Origin of the sequence: Eubacterium sp. An11, from assembly GCF_002161065.1 — a bacterium.
Lineage (GTDB): Bacteria > Bacillota > Clostridia > Lachnospirales > Lachnospiraceae > Anaerobutyricum > Anaerobutyricum faecale.
Window position 1 is genome coordinate 189,416 of sequence record NZ_NFLV01000004.1, and the last position, 17,170, is coordinate 206,585.

17 protein-coding genes are annotated in these 17,170 nt (G+C 48.0%); 4 read left to right on the forward strand and 13 right to left on the reverse strand.

The features are described 5' to 3' along the window. Positions 1–20: 20 nt before the first annotated feature. From B5E53_RS05325 to B5E53_RS05360, 8 genes are all read right to left on the reverse strand, one after another. Positions 21–818 (reverse strand): adaptor protein MecA, encoded by a 798-nt coding sequence (locus tag B5E53_RS05325; protein ID WP_162611797.1) that lies wholly within the window; start codon positions 816–818, stop codon positions 21–23. Between the two features lie 299 nt (positions 819–1,117). Further along, on the reverse strand, positions 1,118–1,789 hold the full coding sequence (locus B5E53_RS05330) for an L-fuculose-phosphate aldolase (RefSeq protein ID WP_087313004.1): 672 nt from the start codon (positions 1,787–1,789) through the stop codon (positions 1,118–1,120). A 47-nt stretch (positions 1,790–1,836) separates the two neighbouring features. Beyond that, positions 1,837–2,874 carry a 2-hydroxyacid dehydrogenase gene (locus B5E53_RS05335; protein WP_087313005.1) on the reverse strand — a complete coding sequence of 346 codons (1,038 nt, stop codon included), beginning with the start codon at positions 2,872–2,874 and terminating at the stop codon, positions 1,837–1,839. An 18-nt stretch (positions 2,875–2,892) separates the two neighbouring features. Then, positions 2,893–4,422, reverse strand: a complete 1,530-nt coding sequence (locus B5E53_RS05340) for an FGGY-family carbohydrate kinase (RefSeq protein WP_087313006.1) — start codon at positions 4,420–4,422, stop codon at positions 2,893–2,895. Positions 4,423–4,473: 51 nt separating this feature from the next. After that, the gene (locus B5E53_RS05345; RefSeq protein ID WP_087313007.1) at positions 4,474–5,421 is read right to left on the reverse strand and encodes a sugar-binding transcriptional regulator; all 948 of its coding nucleotides are present in this window, start codon (positions 5,419–5,421) and stop codon (positions 4,474–4,476) included. Positions 5,422–5,722: 301 nt separating this feature from the next. Further along, positions 5,723–6,097: a desulfoferrodoxin family protein gene (locus tag B5E53_RS05350; protein WP_087313008.1), complete on the reverse strand. Its 375-nt coding sequence runs from the start codon at positions 6,095–6,097 to the stop codon at positions 5,723–5,725. A gap of 181 nt (positions 6,098–6,278) precedes the next feature. Then, positions 6,279–7,211, reverse strand: coding sequence for a calcium/sodium antiporter (locus B5E53_RS05355; protein WP_087313009.1), 933 nt, complete (start codon positions 7,209–7,211; stop codon positions 6,279–6,281). A 166-nt stretch (positions 7,212–7,377) separates the two neighbouring features. Continuing rightward, positions 7,378–8,151, reverse strand: coding sequence for a GTP pyrophosphokinase family protein (locus B5E53_RS05360; RefSeq protein ID WP_087313010.1), 774 nt, complete (start codon positions 8,149–8,151; stop codon positions 7,378–7,380). A gap of 302 nt (positions 8,152–8,453) precedes the next feature. Here B5E53_RS05360 and B5E53_RS05365 point away from each other — a divergent pair, with 302 nt between their 5' ends. The 4 genes from B5E53_RS05365 (at position 8,454) to B5E53_RS05380 (ending at position 12,248) form a co-directional block, all read left to right on the forward strand. Continuing rightward, the gene (locus B5E53_RS05365) at positions 8,454–9,716 is read left to right on the forward strand and encodes a C39 family peptidase (protein ID WP_087313011.1); all 1,263 of its coding nucleotides are present in this window, start codon (positions 8,454–8,456) and stop codon (positions 9,714–9,716) included. Between the two features lie 157 nt (positions 9,717–9,873). Then, on the forward strand, positions 9,874–10,764 hold the full coding sequence (locus B5E53_RS05370; RefSeq protein ID WP_087313012.1) for a hypothetical protein: 891 nt from the start codon (positions 9,874–9,876) through the stop codon (positions 10,762–10,764). Between the two features lie 229 nt (positions 10,765–10,993). Continuing rightward, positions 10,994–12,022, forward strand: a complete 1,029-nt coding sequence (locus tag B5E53_RS05375) for an SPFH domain-containing protein (RefSeq protein WP_087313013.1) — start codon at positions 10,994–10,996, stop codon at positions 12,020–12,022. Between the two features lie 22 nt (positions 12,023–12,044). Next, positions 12,045–12,248, forward strand: coding sequence for a PTS ascorbate transporter subunit IIC (locus B5E53_RS05380; protein ID WP_087313014.1), 204 nt, complete (start codon positions 12,045–12,047; stop codon positions 12,246–12,248). A 141-nt stretch (positions 12,249–12,389) separates the two neighbouring features. Here the strand turns inward: B5E53_RS05380 and B5E53_RS05385 are convergent, their stop codons facing one another. From B5E53_RS05385 to proB, 5 genes are all read right to left on the reverse strand, one after another. Beyond that, a complete protein-coding gene (locus B5E53_RS05385) occupies positions 12,390–12,995 on the reverse strand; it encodes a manganese catalase family protein (RefSeq protein WP_087313015.1) in 606 nt (201 codons plus the stop codon). Next, complete coding sequence (locus B5E53_RS05390; RefSeq protein WP_242963525.1) at positions 12,982–13,419, reverse strand: spore coat protein CotJB; 438 nt, start codon at positions 13,417–13,419, stop codon at positions 12,982–12,984. Before B5E53_RS05390 ends, B5E53_RS05385 begins: the two co-directional genes overlap by 14 nt. 126 nt (positions 13,420–13,545) lie before the next feature. Next, complete coding sequence (locus tag B5E53_RS05395) at positions 13,546–14,847, reverse strand: putative ABC transporter permease (RefSeq protein ID WP_087313017.1); 1,302 nt, start codon at positions 14,845–14,847, stop codon at positions 13,546–13,548. Between the two features lie 150 nt (positions 14,848–14,997). Then, complete coding sequence (locus B5E53_RS05400; protein ID WP_087313048.1) at positions 14,998–16,254, reverse strand: glutamate-5-semialdehyde dehydrogenase; 1,257 nt, start codon at positions 16,252–16,254, stop codon at positions 14,998–15,000. A 106-nt stretch (positions 16,255–16,360) separates the two neighbouring features. Next, on the reverse strand, positions 16,361–17,128 hold the full coding sequence (gene proB, locus B5E53_RS05405) for a glutamate 5-kinase (protein WP_087313018.1): 768 nt from the start codon (positions 17,126–17,128) through the stop codon (positions 16,361–16,363). Positions 17,129–17,170: the final 42 nt, after the last annotated feature.

The following is a 17,170-nucleotide window of genomic DNA, read 5'->3' on the forward strand; positions in this document are numbered from 1 at the left end:
AAACAGGAAATGGAAAATTTCTAGCTCATCTCGCTTAAAACTTCGATGGCATTTCCATCGATCATCCTGCTTCCGTGTTCTTCCAGATATGCTTCCTCATAGCGCAGCTCACCTGTTTTACCGCCATATTCCTCGGCAGTGATCATGAAGGCAACCGCCTGGGCGTCGGACTCACACTGAGAAAAATCCACCAGCATGACATATTCTTCTCCTGCCTTATACAGGGTAGAATACAGATGCGCTTTCTCGCCCAGAAGGGAACAGAACTGAACCAGTCTGGAAAAATCTCCGAACACTACTTTTCTCGGAGGAAAATCCGACTTGTGCTGTCCTTCTTCCTGTTTATCTGTAACGGCCGCGTAGTCTCCGCTGCCGGTTGTCGTCTCCTGCTCATCCACATCGACCTTGCCCATGCAGACTTCCTGAAGATCTCTGGAGATCTCCTCAAAGGCTTTCTCCTTCTCTTCACCGGAAAGAGCATACACCTCCGCCAGTCTCTCGTCAGTAATCTTCTGATTAAGGGCGGATGTCATTTTTTTAATCTGATCCAGATCTCTGTCAATGGCCACATCTGGAAATGTACAACTGATGGTAACCAGCAGCTGATCTGCCGGCAGGGATCTGGCGATGTAATTCTGTATACCGTTCTCCGTGTGCCAGTCAATGTAGTTCTGCGAGCTCTTTACAATGGCATTGAGGAATTCCTCCATCTGCTTGCTGTCCGTACTCAGAGCCTGTAAGTCAAAGCCCATATTGTCAATCTCCTGTTTATGGATCAGGCAGCGTATTGTTTCATCGTCAATCTTCCAAAAAAACATCGTATCCCTCCTTCCTTCCCTTATTATATCAAAATTATTAGCCATGTCAACACTCGAGTGCTAATTTCTTTTTATTAACAAAACATTTTTCTCCGATTCTTCCTTTCCGTGTAAATCATACACTCTTTTTCCTATCATACCACAATTTATCTGATTTTGTTACTGCACATTTATAAATTTACAAAATATTAATAAAATAAAGTCATTTTAACAGAAAAATAAAACAGCACAATTTTCTATATAAAAAAATGGGGACAGCCATATATTATCATATGACTGTCCCCGCCGGGATAGTAGTACTATTCATCCATATCTTTTTTTGCTTTTTTCTGGCCATAGGAATTGTTGAACACATCCACCATCTTTGCCATCTCCGCATCATCAAGAAGCACGGGTTTGCCGATCATTCTGGCCTTCACATATACCTCTGCGCATCCTTCAATCTGCTCCGCGATGTTAAAGGCATTTAAGATATCTTTTCCTCCGGTGATCAGACCATGGTTTGCCATGAGAGCGGCGTTTCTGTCTTTCATGGCATCAAAGGTGATTTCCGCCAGCTCCGGTGTTCCGAAAGATACATAATCGCCGCAGCGTACGTTCGGGCCTCCCGCAAAGGCAACCAGATAACTGGACGCCGGCAGTTCTTCCCGCAGTACAGCCAGCACGGTACTGTATACGGAGTGGGTATGTACCACCGCATTGATATCATCCCTCTTTACATAGAAAATGCGGTGCAGTTCATGTTCGCTGGACGGTTTTCTCTTTCCGTCAACCACTTCGCCATCAAGGTTCATCACCACCACATCTTCCGGCTCCGTCTCAAAATAATCGATACCGCTTGGGCTGATGGCAAACAGCCCCTCTTCCCGGTTAAATATACTGATATTTCCGCCGGTTCCTTTGGTCAGTCCGTGCTCAATGAGCATTTTGCAGTATTTTACGACGTCTTCTCTTTCTTTCTGTAATAACATAATGTACTCCTTTCAGCGGCAGTCCGCATTCTGCTGGTTGTAGTTTATCACATTTTATATTCATATAACATCGGTCTTCCTTCGATAAACCGCTGTATATCCGCAACAATCTGTTTTGTATGATTGACAAGCACGTCGTCGGTGGCACCGGCAATATGCGGGGTGATCACCACGTTGTCAAGCTCAGTGATATATGGATGATTGCTGGCAATTGGTTCCTTGGCGTAGACATCAAAGGCCGCGCCGGCAATCCGTTTTTCGCGGAGTGCATCAATGAGCGCCTGCTCATCAAGAATTGCTCCTCTGGAACTGTTGATGAAATATGCTGTAGGTTTCATAAGCGCGATCATCTCCCGGCTGATGATACCGGTGGTCTGCGGCGTTACTTTCATATGACAGGTGATAAAATCAGAATTTGTCATCAACTCTTCCAGTCTCTCCGCTTTTTTCACTCCCACTTCCTCAATGTCGATCGGGCAGAGGAACGGATCATAGATCAGAAGCTCCATGCCGATAGCCCGGGCGATCTTACCCACCCGGCGGCCGATGCTTCCATAACCGACGATGCCTAATGTTTTACCTTTTAACTGTGTTCCTTTAAAGACCACATAAGGGGAACCCGGCTTCATATCCCAGACCATATCTACCTTCAGTCCCTCTTTCGTCTCTTTCACCGCATTTGGGTCTGCCGTAAATTTACCTTCTTTGAGTGCTTTATAAGCCATAGGAATCCTGCGGGCAATGGAAAGCATCAGTCCGATGGTCATCTCCGCCGTGGTATCGGAATTACGGCCCGGAGTATAGATGACCGGAATGCCTCTCTCTTTTGCCGCCTGCATATCCACATTGACCGGGGTGGCTCTTGTACAGGCGATCAGTTTCAGATTCGGCGCATTCTCAATTACTTTCCGGGTGATATCATCATAACTGGTGACAATGATATCGGCATCCTTTGACTTCTCCATCAGTTCTTCTTCTTCCATCTTTGCCAGCCCGATGGCCCAGCCATCCTTGACTACCTCGCCAATTTTGTATAAATCTTTTAACTGCTCTTCGTTATACTCTGCTGTAAAAAAAATTTTCATGTTTGCTTCCTCCTGCCTTTATGCCATCTGCTGGCGGTTCACTTTTTTCATCATCTTTGCCCGGTCCGTCCATAAATCAGACAGAGAAACACGGATATTCTTGTACAATTGATAAATATCCTCATAGACTGCGCTCTGCTCTTCTCTCGGACGGTAGACACATTCTGCCCGGCAGGCCTTCCGCGCTGCATCGTCGTAGTCTTCATATTCGCCCACAGCGATACCGAGCATCATGGCCGCTCCTTTTGCTCCAAATTCATCACCGGCGGAAACCACGACTTCCATTCCCAGCACATCGGCAATCATCTGCGCCCACACAGGGCTCTTGGCTCCACCGCCGGCCAGATAGATTTTACTGTCCGGTTTTGCCTTCCGCAGACAATCCTTGATGGAAAGACTGATTCCCTCATAGACCGCGTGAATCAGATCCGCTCTCGTTGTGTTGGCGGAGATTCCAAAGAAATTCGCTTTGGCATATGGATGGTAGAACGGCGCCCGCTCTCCTGCGGCGCTGACATACGGATGATAAATGACTCCGTGACTTCCCGCCGGAACTTCTTTGATGATTTTATCTATCTCGCCAAAATCTGAGGTTTTCGCGATTTCTTTTAACATCCAGTCAATATTCGGCGTTCCGTTCATGGTAGGCATGAGATTCACAAATAAATCTCCCACAGCATGTTTTTCATATCGTGTGCCCTCTTCTCCAAAAACACAGACCTCTTTTTTCTTAAAAATCTCGTTGGCACAGGTAGTTCCGAGAATCACACAGATATCTTTGTCTGTCACTGCGCCGATTCCCACAGCGGAGGCGATGACGTCAATGGCTCCTGCCACGACCGGCGTACCGTGGGCAAGGCCCAGCTCATCTGCCACTTCGTCCAGTACATTTCCGACAATCGTATCGGACGCCACCGGAGGCGCAATGATATCCACATATTCACCCAAATCCAACTTCTTCAATAAATCCACGGCTATGGTTCCCGCTTCCGCATCCATCAGAGATGTCCCGGAATCACTGAAATCTCCATGAATGTCTCCGGTCAGTTTATAACGCACCCAGTCTTTACAGAAAAACATCGTCGATGCCCGGTCAAGCACGTCTTTCCGGTTATTTTTCATCCATTTCAGCAGCATCAGCTGTGTGCCGGTCAGCGGCGGGGTTCCGGTAGTCTCAAAAATCATCGTTCCAAGCTCCGGATGGATTTTTGTCACATCCTCCACCTCATCAACGGCTCTTCCATCGCACCATAAAATAGCATCCTGGACAGGATGTCCCTTGTCATCCATCAGCCAGATTCCTTCTCCCTGAGCAGTCACCCCGATACCGAGAATATCTTCTTTCTCTGCCGGTCCCTTTGCCACAAGGTTCTTCACACACCGGGCAACCTTGTCCCAGAGGGTGTCCATGTTCTGTTCCACATCGGTATCTCCGATATATACCGGTTCATTTTCCAGGGCCTCCACCAGAAGTTCCTGACCGCTGCAATCAAATAGAACTGCTTTTACACTGGACGTTCCCGCATCAATGCCAATGATGTACTTCATTAAATTCCTCCTCCTGTTATCGCCAGTCTTCCACAGCCATGCATTTATTGATTATGATAATTTGAGTGTTTTCACAATTCGTTCCGCTGACAGATCATCAATGATCAATATATCGACAACCCCCGAATTCAAACAGCCAATGATCGCATCTGTCTTATCCGCGCCCCCTGCAATCGCAATCACATTGGGGATATTTTTCAGAATGTCCATTCCCGCCTTGTTCAAACGGTTCTCCATACAGTTATCGTCCCAGCTTCCGTCCAGCCGGACATGATTCATGCAGATATCTCCCACAAATCCATCCTCAAGAAGCTGACGGATATCTTTCTCCTTCAGAAAGCCTCTCTGAAACATAGTAGACTCTTTTGTCAGCTGGCCGATACCGAACAAACCGACATCACATTTCTTCATCCATTCAAAGGACTCCCGAATGGTCCGTTCCTTCATGAGCATGGTCTTTGTTTCAGGATAATCCACCACCGTCGGCGCATAAAACATATAACATGCGCAGTCCAGCTTATTGGCCAGCGACCGGGCGACTTCATCGGATTTCAACATTCTGTCTCCTGTAATATTCTGCGCGCCAACCATCTGAACGACAGTGCAGTCACTGCGCCGCTTGTAAGGCAGTCTGGCAATCACCGCCGCCAGTGTTTTCCCCCACGAAACTCCTATGGTCATATCTGACTGGAGGAATGCTTCCAGATACTGGGCCGCGCGGTCAGCCAGCGTCGGCAGGAAATCATTCTCCATGTCATAGGATTCCGCAATAATCACCTGACGGATATGAAAATACTCCTCCAGGGCACTCTCATAATTTACATGACTTGTGTTGTAACCATTTACTGTAATTGACACAATTCCCTGGTCAACCAGCGAATTGATGATCCTGTTCACCTTCTGTCTGGTAAAGGACAATCTCTTCGCAATCTCATCTTGTGTCATTCCCAACGTGTAATACCAATGTGCTATTTTGATATACAAATTTTTCTCTTCCATTTGATCTTCCTCCGTCTTTTCGGGATTCATCAAATAGCCGAATATTACATTTGGAATTTCAAATTACATTTGTATCATACCCTATGTTGTGACATTTGTCAACACAAATTACATTTTCTCATTTTCTTCCATTCAAAATTCCATCCGGAACACTTTTCTCTCTTCTTTGAAAAACGTTTCCGTAATATTTCTGCTATTTTCCACTGTACTTTATTCCACACAAAAACCGCCCTGCCATATACAAAAAAGTACATAGCAAGGGCGGTTTCTGTCATTCTATCTCAGCCGTATGCAATTTGTCTCAGGCTTTCCACAGACCATGAAGGTTGCAGTATGCGTATACTGCCTCGACAGTCTCTCCTTCACACAGAGAGAAGCATGCCTGCGGCTTGTCTCCCGGATTCAGGACTTTATGCTGGAATCCCTGGGATGTCTGTACATCGATCCACTCGATATAGTGCTCTTCTACCATTGGATGTTCTACGGATCCAACCTGTACGCTTACTTTATTATCTTTTACTTCGTAAACCGGTACATGTTTCTCAACAGCTGCATCCGTTGTTCCCGGTACAAGTTCTTTCATTTTCTGTCCGCAGCACATTACTGGTACTTTGGAGTCTTTTACTTTTGTGATGATGTTTCCGCAGTTTTCGCAGATATAATATTTCAGTTCCATGATTTTATCCCTCCTGTTTTCTTTTGCGGAATGTCTCTATTCCGCCATATGTGATAAGTTCACCTACATGCATTCTATAGTGTATCTTGCAACATCTATAATTATACATCCAGACACAGGCATTATATCATATTGTATTTAAAATTTCCATCTATTCCCTTAAATAATAAAAATTTTTCCACTATCCTTTTGTAATGATACAAAAATAAATCAGATAAATCACCAATACCGACGCGCCGTCGATACGCCGGATTCTCCCCCGGATCAGCATCGGCAGCAGAGCGATCATTGATAGCAGAATACAGATGGGGAGATCAATCTGCGCCATCTGCGGTGCCACAGCCAATGACTCTCCGGTGATCAGTGTGCAGATGGGAAGAATAAATGCGGTGTCAATGACGTTGGCTCCCACAATATTTCCCACAGACAAAGAAGATTCTTTTTTTATGACAGCCGTGATAGTTGTGACAAACTCCGGCAGAGATGTTCCCATGGCGAGGATGGTAACAGAAATGAGTTCCTCGGAAATATCGAACTGTCTCGCCAGAGCGCAGGCGGAGTCGATCAGCAGTTCCGATCCGATGACCACGCAGGCGGCGCCAAACAGAAAGAAAAAGATATGCCGGCCGAATTCTTTTTTGCCCGCCGGGATCCTCTCCTGTTCCTGCCGGCCCGTCATGGCATTTTTTACATTCATTACCAGGAACAAAATCCCGCCCATCAGCAGAAAAATGCAGTCTCCGGCATCAAAGACTCTGTCCTGGAAGGCAAGAAACAGCAAAATCAGGCATCCGATGTAGAGAATATTCTTGGTCAGATACTCTTTTCTCCGGATCGCCACCGGCAGACAAAACAGACTGATGCCCAGAATAATCCCCGTATTGGCGGACACGGAGCCCACCGCATTTCCGATGGCCATGACAGAACTGCCTTTCAGCGCCGCCGCCACAGAGACAAGAATCTCCGGCATGGTGGTGGCAAAACTGACGATGGTGGCTCCGACGATGTACTTGGGGATCCCAAATGCTCTGGCAATGAAAGAAGCGGCGTCCACAAACCAGTCCCCGCCTTTGCAGATTAACAGCAGACCAATAAAAAAAGACACATAAATCATATGATGACCTCCGTCGTATATAACTTAACTATGTCTTTCTTCTATTAAATATACCGGATATATGACAGATTCTCTGATTTCATATATCCGGCTCTGTCTTCGGGCACTCTGTACTTCTCCCCGCTTCCAATCCTCTGTACCCTGCATACCGATGATCCGCTTCCTGTCAGGCTTCTTCCTTTTCTTCCTCTTCCCTGTTCTCCTCATCCTGTGTATACTGCAGCTGCTCAATCCGTTTGCGGATGGCATCCATCTTGGCGTCCAGGATTGCGCTCTCATCGGCACATTCCTTTAGATCCTGTGTGAGCTGCCTAATTTCCAGATTTTTTTTGTACTTCAGCTTATGTTCCAGGCTGGCCCAGAAATCCATGGCGATGGTCCGAAGCTGTACTTCCACCTTCATCATTTTCTTGTGATAACCCAGGAATATGGGCGTTTCCACGATCAGATGCAGGCTCCGGTAGCCGTTGGGTTTCGGGTTGGCTATGTAATCTTTCTTTTCGATCAAAAATACATCGTCCTGTCCCAGCAGACAGGATGCCAGAAAATAGATATCCTCCTGAAAGGAGCAGACCACCCGTATACCGGCAATGTCCGTCAGATTCTCCTCTATACTCTTGGCAGAAAAAGGAATGTTCTTGCGGTGCATTTTCTCAATGATACTGTCCATGCTCTTCAGCCTCGTCTTGATAGACTCGATGGGATTGCGGTCATGCTGCAGGGAAAACTCTTCATTGAGCACCCGGAACTTTGTCTCGATCTCCATCAGCGCGCATTTATAATAAGCCATCAGAGAATTGAAAGGCTCCACCTGATCCCGCAAAAGTTCTCCGATCTCCTGATTGCTCAGCTCCTCAAACAGCCGCTGCCGCACTTTTTCTCCAAAAGAAGTCTTGAGCATATCCTCCACCACGTTAAATACTTTTTTCTTCTGCTCCATTTGTCCTTTTAAAACTCCTTTTCTGTTATTTTATCTTCCTGACAGTTTCCCTGCCCGTCAGGCATGTCTTTGTCTATTTTACTACAAACTCCCATTGATTACAAACCATTGCCCCTCAGGAATTTCTTACTATTTCTTTAACAGTTTTCACAGACTGTCAGACTGATTCTGACCGCAGAAAACCTGACAAAAAAGGAAGTTCGAATCTTTTCACACGGCATATTCTATGCTATAATACGGAACAAATGTAACACTTTCGACATATCTTATAATATTTTCGACATATTCGGGAGGTCAGGTTTTTGAAACGATTTTTCTTTTTCTTTGTTTTTATGAGTCTTCTTCTGTTTTCCCATCCGGCGTACGCTTTTGAACATGGTTATGAAACAGGGACTGATACAATCTCTGCCACCGTGCGGCACGATGTGGCGGTCTATCATTCCATGGGCGGAGAATTAAAAGAATATCTGCCGTCTTTTTCCGGCGTGACAGCTTCCCGGGTCTCTGATTCCTGGTACGAGGTGGAATATGAGGGAGAATCCGGCACCGATTACGGCTATATCACCAAAGAAGATTTCACCTTCAATTGCCTTGTCTACGACGGACGGGAAAAACAGCTTCTGGCTGACGGCAGCTATGTATTCCGCTATCATTCCGGTACAGGCTCCGACACCCCGGTCCTGCGCCTCATGCACCAGACCAGCCAGCCAAACGATGCGTCTTTTACCTGCCGGATTACCTGCATTGGCGACAACTGCTTTCAGATCCGCCGCAACGACACCGGTCAGTATCTTTTGTCCGACCAGCTGCCTTCCGGCCGCTCTGCTTCCGGCGGAGACCTTTCTTCCATCTGGGGCGGCGCCGGGCAGGCCGGTACGTTTCGTTTCGTGAGAAAGGGCAGTTATTACGGTATTCAGGATACGGCCACCAACCGGTACTTCGGCCATAATACCGCCGGACTGTTGTCCTTTACCAGCGTCCCGGATATTTCCTGGCGTTTAAACCGGACACAAAAAGCCGTGGGTAAGTCCAATCTGCGGGTTTTCACGCAGTTTGATGCGGACTGGGCGGATGTCTATTATGGAAGCGGGGAGAATCCGGATCCTTCTTCCAATAACTTCTGCACCTCCGGCTGCGGTGTTTTTGCAGTGATGAATACCATTTATTCTCTGACCGGACAGTACGCCAGCCCGAGACAGCTGGCAGATTACGCCGTGGAAAAACATTACCGCATCGAGGGCTACGGCACCGACAGTGGTTTTTTCCGGGCCGCCGCTGAAAAATTTGGCTACAAATACGGCTTCCGTTATGACGGCAGCGGGGAATCCTTGTCCCAGCTGAAAAAGAAGCTGAAAAAGGGAGATACCGCCATCGCATACGTGCCAGGGCATTACGTGACCATCGCTGATTACGACAAAAAAAGCGGAAAGTTTCTTCTTCTGGACCCGCATTACCTTCCAAAACGGGGCACCTGTTCCTTTGGCGACTGGGTCAGCGAAAAAGATTTATCCGAAGGAAATCTGTACGCGCAGATGTTTTATTACTATGCAGCCATCGATCACTAAACATACCGTCTCCATCGGCGGCACCCATGATTTTTATGGATTTTCCCGAAACTTCCCCGTGAAAGTGCTAAAATCTCCCTTGTAAAATAATGTTCTCTGCTGTATAATTTAACTATATGTTAAGAATTTTGTAATTATTTTATAAGGGGCGCGGTTTATGAATCTGACACAGATCAATCTTCTCTGGGAAGAATACAAATCAAAATATGATATCGACAGTGACGCGAAGATTACCGCCGTCAAATATGACACGGACAAATACGTGGAAGGCTGTTTTAATCTTCTGGAACTGATGGACGGAGAGTACATTCTTCATCTGAATCCCAATGTACATCTGTACTCGGAGAATTATGTGAAGTTCATTCTCTTTCACGAGTTCACACATTTTTATGACTTTATTCACTGTCCTTATGAAGAGAAGCTTCCGATGATCATGTGGATGAACGCATATTCCGAATATCACGCCTGCCGGGTTACTCTGGCACGTTTCATTGAGTCGCTGACTCTCACCTCTGTCCATATGGACAAGGCGCAGCTGCCAGGACCTTACCGGGAGATTTCCATCCGGCATCTGCTCATCGAGAGTGTATATCGTACCAAGATATATTTTGATGCCTTCTTTAAAGAATACCATCTCTCCGATTTTGCCGGAGGGTTCCGGAATCTGATGTATCTGTTCGGATACCTTTCCCTGTTCCAGAACGACGACAAGATGGTGGACGAGACGCTGACCGCCCTGCACATCAATGACGAATTATTCCATACCATTTATCAGGCGCTCAAGGATATGGATTTTGATAAGGTGATCGAAATGTATCAGGCCATCACAGACAAGGCCACCCTCACCTACCTGAAAGCCATGTTCCGCCGGTACTATCCGCCGCAGATTCTTTCGGATGACGATATTGAAGGGATCACCCTTGATAATTACCGCGACTATGCCGAACGCCTTGACCAGAAGATGCGGGAACTGAACACCTTCTCTTCCAGGGAAGCCAGAGCAGATATGCTCAGCGCGGAGGCAGCGCTGGTGCAGCTGTATTTTTAAACTCAATATCTGATACATACCGACTGCCATACCACGGCTGGTTTTTATAACCCCCGTTGTATGGCAGTTTTTTGCGTTTCCATTCTCGCATTCCCTCAAAATATTGTTGACATTTAGATATCAAAATGATATCATTCAAGTATCAACATAATACTTTATGCTTTATGGCAAGCGAAGGCCGGTATCTCTGTTCTGGAATACACCGCTTCGCAAAAAGGAGGTTTTATTTATGAAAGAAAAGATCATAGGCACAAAAAAGAACGGAATGCTCATGCTGCTCCTCACACTTTTCCTCTACGCACTGGCTATTTTTTACTGCTGTATCAGTATCGCCGGCATCGCTTTCGGAGGAAATGTCATCTTGATCACTGTCAGCATCATCTGGATTGCCCTTGGATGGATTCTCCTGTGCGGACTGAAGGTTTTAAAACCACAGGAAGCCCTGGTCCTCACTCTTTTCGGCAGGTATGTGGGCACTTTAAAGGGTGAAGGATTTTATTTTGTAAATCCTTTCTGTTCCAGCGTGAATCCGGCAGCCAAAACCAGACTGGGACAGAGCGGCGATGTGGACGCGGAAAATCACAAAGGCGGCCTCTCCCTCTCTCTCAACAATAACGGTGCTTCCGCCAACATGGACCTTGGCAGCAAGAAGATTTCTCTGAAGGTCATGACTTTAAACAACGCCCGCCAGAAGATCAACGACTGCCTCGGCAACCCGGTGGAAATCGGTATCGCCGTCATGTGGAGAGTGACTGATACTGCCAAGGCAGTATTCAACGTAGATAATTACAAAGAATACCTTTCTCTTCAGTGCGATAGTGCTGTGCGGGATATCGTGCGTATCTACCCTTACGACGTGGCTCCGAACGTGGACACCACCGGTGACGGCCTGGCTGACGACGGTTCTCTCCGCGGTTCCAGCGAAGTGGTCGTGCGTCGTATCAAAGACGAACTTCAGGAGAAAGTATCCGATGCCGGACTGGAGATTATCGAGGCGAGAATCACTTATCTGGCCTATGCTCCGGAGATTGCAGCCGTCATGCTCCAGAGACAGCAGGCATCCGCTGTGGTAGATGCCAGAAAGATGATCGTGGACGGCGCTGTGGGTATGGTGGAGATGGCTCTGGAACATCTGAATGAAAGCCATATCGTCGATCTGGACGAAGAACGAAAGGCCGCCATGGTTTCCAATCTCCTGGTTGTCCTCTGCGGACATCATGAGGCACAGCCGATCGTCAATGCAGGCTCCCTCTACTAATTTAGGATGTGATAATTCAGACATGAGTGAAAAAAAGAAAAAACAGGTTCCTCTCCGTTTATCAGAAAAGCTCTATAATGCTATCGCCGCCTGGGCCGAGGATGATTTTCGCTCCGTCAACGGACAGATTGAATATCTCCTCACGGAATGTGTCCGGCAGCGAAAGAAAAACGGCAAGTATGTATCCGAACATCTGGATGAACCGCTGGATATCGACATCGAATAGCATATAACCAACACACCATTCCGGTCACAACAATAGCATACTATAGAAACGCCGGTCTTTCACAAGACAGCCGTCCGGGAGCAGATATCCTGTCCCCGGGGACTGAACGAAGAAAGACCGGCGTTTTACGTTTTGTTTCCTCTACAGGAACTGCTTGTCAAATTCCGGATTAAAATAATAAAAGTTCCGGCTGTCAAGCTTCTCCTTCGTTCTCTCCAGCGCTTCTCCGAACCGCTGGAAATGAACGATTTCCCGGCTTCGAAGGAATTTCAGCGGTTCCCGCACATCCGGCTCTTTGATGACCCGGAGCAGATTATCGTAGACCGTGCGGGCTTTCTGTTCCGCCGCCAGGTTTTCCATCAGATCTGTAACCGCGTCTCCCTTGGACTGAAATTCCACGGCAGACTGGGGCAGTCCCGCCGCTGCCTGCGGCCAGATCCCCGCCGTGTGATCAATATAATACGGCGCAAATCCCGCTCTCTCCACCTCTTCCACCGACAGATTTTTAGTGAGCTGGTACACCATGGCACAGATCATCTCCATATGGCCCAGCTCCTCTGTCCCTATATCCGTGAGCAGTCCTCCCACTGTTTTTAACGGCATGGTGTAACGCTGGGACAGATAACGGAGAGACGCCGACAGCTCGCCGTCAGGTCCTCCGTACTGACTGATGATCAGTTTCGCCGTCCTGGGACAGGTTCGCTTAATGTTGACCGGAAACTGCAGTCGTTTCTCATAATACCACATAGCCATCCGCTCCTTTCCACGGACACGGCTCCTTTTTCCTGTCCGCCAGTTCTTCTGCCGCTTCCCCGCACAGCGGAAAATGCTCCTCACTCATCTCCGCCAGAAGCTGTTTTCTCTGTTTTGCGTATTCCTGAAAGATTTCAAAAGCCTTTTCATCTTCCGGATGGGTGCACAGGTACAGATTCAGATCGTCCACCACAAAACTGATCTCCGTTAATTTTTTTAATTTTTTCTGCTGTGTCTCCGTTTTCCCCTGATAGGACTCCGCAGAAGGCGGATTCTCCATCATTTTTTCCGGCACAGCAAAAAATGGCAGGTTCAGGTCAGGAAATGCGGTTCCCGCCGCCAGAGCCTGCCCGGGCTCATACAGCTCTCCCATTTCCTGCACAGGAATCTCTGCCATTGCCAACTGTTGTTTCTGCATCGCGCTCTCTCCTTCTTTGCGTATTCTGAAAGTACATTCAGTATCTTTAGTTTGAGAGAAAAACGCGTTTTTCATAAAATGTAAATTCTGGACGAAACATATCGTTCCGCGCTGCACATTCTGGTGTCAGTCCACCTCGATGGCATTTGGATAAATTTTCTTTAATTTTGCATCGCCAAAATGTTCGTCCATGATCTTCTGCCACTGATGAGTCGCCGGAATCTGATCGCTCCGCTGATTGCTCCGGATCAGCGCCAGAGAAGATACCGCCATGTTGACGACAAAAAACACCACCAGAATCCAGGTGAGGATCTTTCCAATCTTTACGGGTATCTTTTCAATCCACCGGGAAAACACCGGATACAGTCCCTTCATCCAGACCACCGCCGCAATGCCCCAGAAGAAACAATATAAAAGGTTGATCCTGCCTCCCAGATTAAACATCATCTTGCTGTAGTCCCAGAACACCTTTCCAAAAACCAGCTCAGAAAGAACGCTGCATATGTACTCGTAGGCTCCGCCCAGAAAAGTACCCGCCAGGAACAAAAAGCGGTCAGACCTGTCTCTGTATTTATAAAGCAGCAGGGACGCCGCCGCGATGGCCACTCCCCAGACAAGACTGAACGGTCCCCACACAAGACTGCTGCGGCTCATCCAGATGCCCATCTTCATACGGCAGAACAGGGTCTCCACAATGTCGCCCAAAAAGGCGCCGATGATCAGAAGCCAAAACAATTTATAAAAACCACAGCCGGCGGCGAACACCCTCTGTCCGACCGCCGCTTCTTCTTTTTTCCGGTGAACAATATCGGGATAAGCCCGGCGGATTCTCCGGTCCGTAAACCCGTAAATCCATCTTCCCAGACGGGAACTGATGCCCGAAAGCCAGGAATCCACTTCCTCCCACTGCTCCATCCGTCTGCTTCTTCCCGACAAAATGCACAGGGTTGCCGCGATATCGATGATCAGCACCGCCAGCAGCACCAGTACGAGAATTTTGCCCGGCAGGGCAGGAATCAGACTGTAGATCTTTACAAAGAGCGGATTTCCCCATTCCATGGCGGCGACGATCAGAAGCCCCCAGCAGACGGAAACGGGAAGGCAGATATACCCGTCCAGATTCCACTTCAGTTTAGAATAATTCCACCAGCGCTCGTGGTACATCCGCTCAATGGCGTGGCCCGCGATCCATTCAATGAGAGTAGATATGATAAATCCCGCCGCGAACAGCCATACGCCGTGAAGTTCTCCAAAAAAGACCGTCATCACAGCGGCAGTTATCCCGTAAATCACACAGAGCGGCGCATTGACCAATCCCCGGTTGACAAACTGTTTCTGCCTGAAGGCAGCGGAGGCCGTCTCCAGCACCCATCCCAGAAAGCTGTACACAAAAAACAGCCAGAGTATTTCGTATCCTGTATATTCCATCTTTTTCTCCTTTGTCAGTCTCTGTAATTCTTTCGATATTTTTTGATATACCGCTTTATTCTGTAATGATAAAATATACTTTTTCTCAAGTCAAGAAAAAGCTGCCGTGTTATATTTTCACAGCAGCTTTTTGCTTTTTTCTTTTGATCCTTATCGAATCTGTCCGTTTCCTCGGATAATATATTTATAACTGCAAAGTTCCTCCAGTCCCATCGGTCCTCTGGCGTGCAGTTTCTGGGTGGAAATTCCCATCTCGCAGCCCAGGCCGAATTCTCCGCCGTCAGTAAACCGCGTGGATACATTGACGTACACGGCCGCGCTGTCCACTCTTCTGGTAAAATAATCGGCAGCTGCCGCGTCTTCTGTGACGATGGCCTCGCTGTGTCCGCTGGAATGAGCCGAAATATGGGCCACGGCATCCTCCACGCTGTCCACCACTTTCACAGCCAGGATGTAATCCAGGAATTCCGTATCAAAATCGTTCTCTCCCGCCGGCGTACCATCGATGATCGCTGCTGCCCTCGGACACAGCCTCAGTTCCACAGGAACCGCTCCCGCTGCCGCCCGGTCATCCACCAGACGTTTTTTCAGCATTGGAAGGAATGTAGCAGCGATGTCTTTGTGTACCAAACACACTTCCTCGGCATTGCAGACGCTCGGACGGCTGGTCTTCGCGTTTTCTATGATAGCCAGAGCCTTATCAAGGTCCGCAGCCGCATCCACATACACGTGGCAGATACCGGTTCCGGTCTGGATGCAAGGTACTTTCGCCTGGTCCACGCAGGCCTGGATCAGTCCGGCTCCTCCTCTCGGAATAAGCAGATCCACATATCCCACGGCCTTCATCAATTCCGTGGAGCTGGCTCTGGTGGTATCCTCGATGAGGCTGACGCTGCTCTTTGGCAGTCCGGCTTCCTCCAGACCTTTCTGCATGGCATCCACCACCGCCCGGGCGCTCTTCCACGCTTCCTTGCCGCTCCGGAGAACACAGGCGTTTCCGCTCTTGATACACAGCGCAGCCGCATCACTGGTCACATTCGGACGGCTCTCATAGATGATGGCGATGACCCCCAGCGGAATGGCTGTCTTTTCGATGACCATGCCGTTGGGACGCCTGATGGTTCTCAGTACTTTTCCGGCCGGGTCCGGCAGAGCGATCAGCTCGCGGATCCCCTGGGCCATACCGGCAATTCTGTCTTCGGTCAAAAGAAGACGATCCAGCATCACATCGGATATTTTTCCTTTCGCCGCTTCCATATCTTCCTGATTGGCGGCAAGAATCTTCTCACGCTCTGCGTAAAGATGATCTGCCATCAGCTCCAGAGCATGATTTTTTGTTTTCTCATCTGCTGAATTGATGACTGCTTTTGCCGCTCTGGCCTGCTCCAGTATTTCCTTTGTCGTCATTTTCTTACCTCCCCTGCGGAGCCTGTGGCTCCGTTTATTTTCCGGAGTCTTCCCGACTCCCGCGTTCACAGGCTGCCTTACGCCGCCTGTCATGCCTTTTTGCTGTTTATTTTCTCCCCCGAAACTTTGTTCCGACCTTCTCTCCATCCAGAATCCGATAGAGATTCTCCGGATGTGTTCCGTTGGCAATAATCATATCTATTCCTGCTTCCATGGCAATCTCCGCCGCTTTGATCTTGGTGATCATACCGCCGGTACCAAGACGGGTTCCTTTGGTTCCTGCCAGTTCGTAAATCTCCGGCGTGATGGAGAAAACCACATCGATGATCTCCGCATTGGGATCTTCCCGCGGATTGGCCGTGTAAAGTCCGTCAATATCGCTTAAGACGATCATCAGATCTGCCTCCACCTTTTTGGCAACAATGGCCGCCAGGGTGTCATTATCTCCCACAGAAATCTCGTCCGTCACAATGGAGTCATTCTCATTGACAACCGGCATTACATTCAACTCCAGAAGCCGGTCTATCGTATTTCTGATATTGTTGCTGCTGGTCTCATTTTCAAAATCTGCACCAGTGATCAAAATCTGCGCCACAATGTGGTTGTATTCCAGAAACTTTTTGTCATATAAGTACATCAGCTCGCATTGGCCGATGGCCGCTGCTGCCTGTTTGGTCGGCATATCCTCCGGCTTATCTTTCAGATTCAGCTTGCCGACGCCCAGTCCGATCGCTCCCGAAGAAACCAGGATCAATTCATGTCCGGCATTTTTTATGTCGCTCAATACTTTACACAATGTCTCAATTCTCCGGATATTAATCCGTCCGCTTTCATGGGTTAAAGTGGATGTGCCCACTTTTACTACGATTCGCATAATTTCCTCCTGCAAAAAGGGCCGCAGCAAAATATATACCCA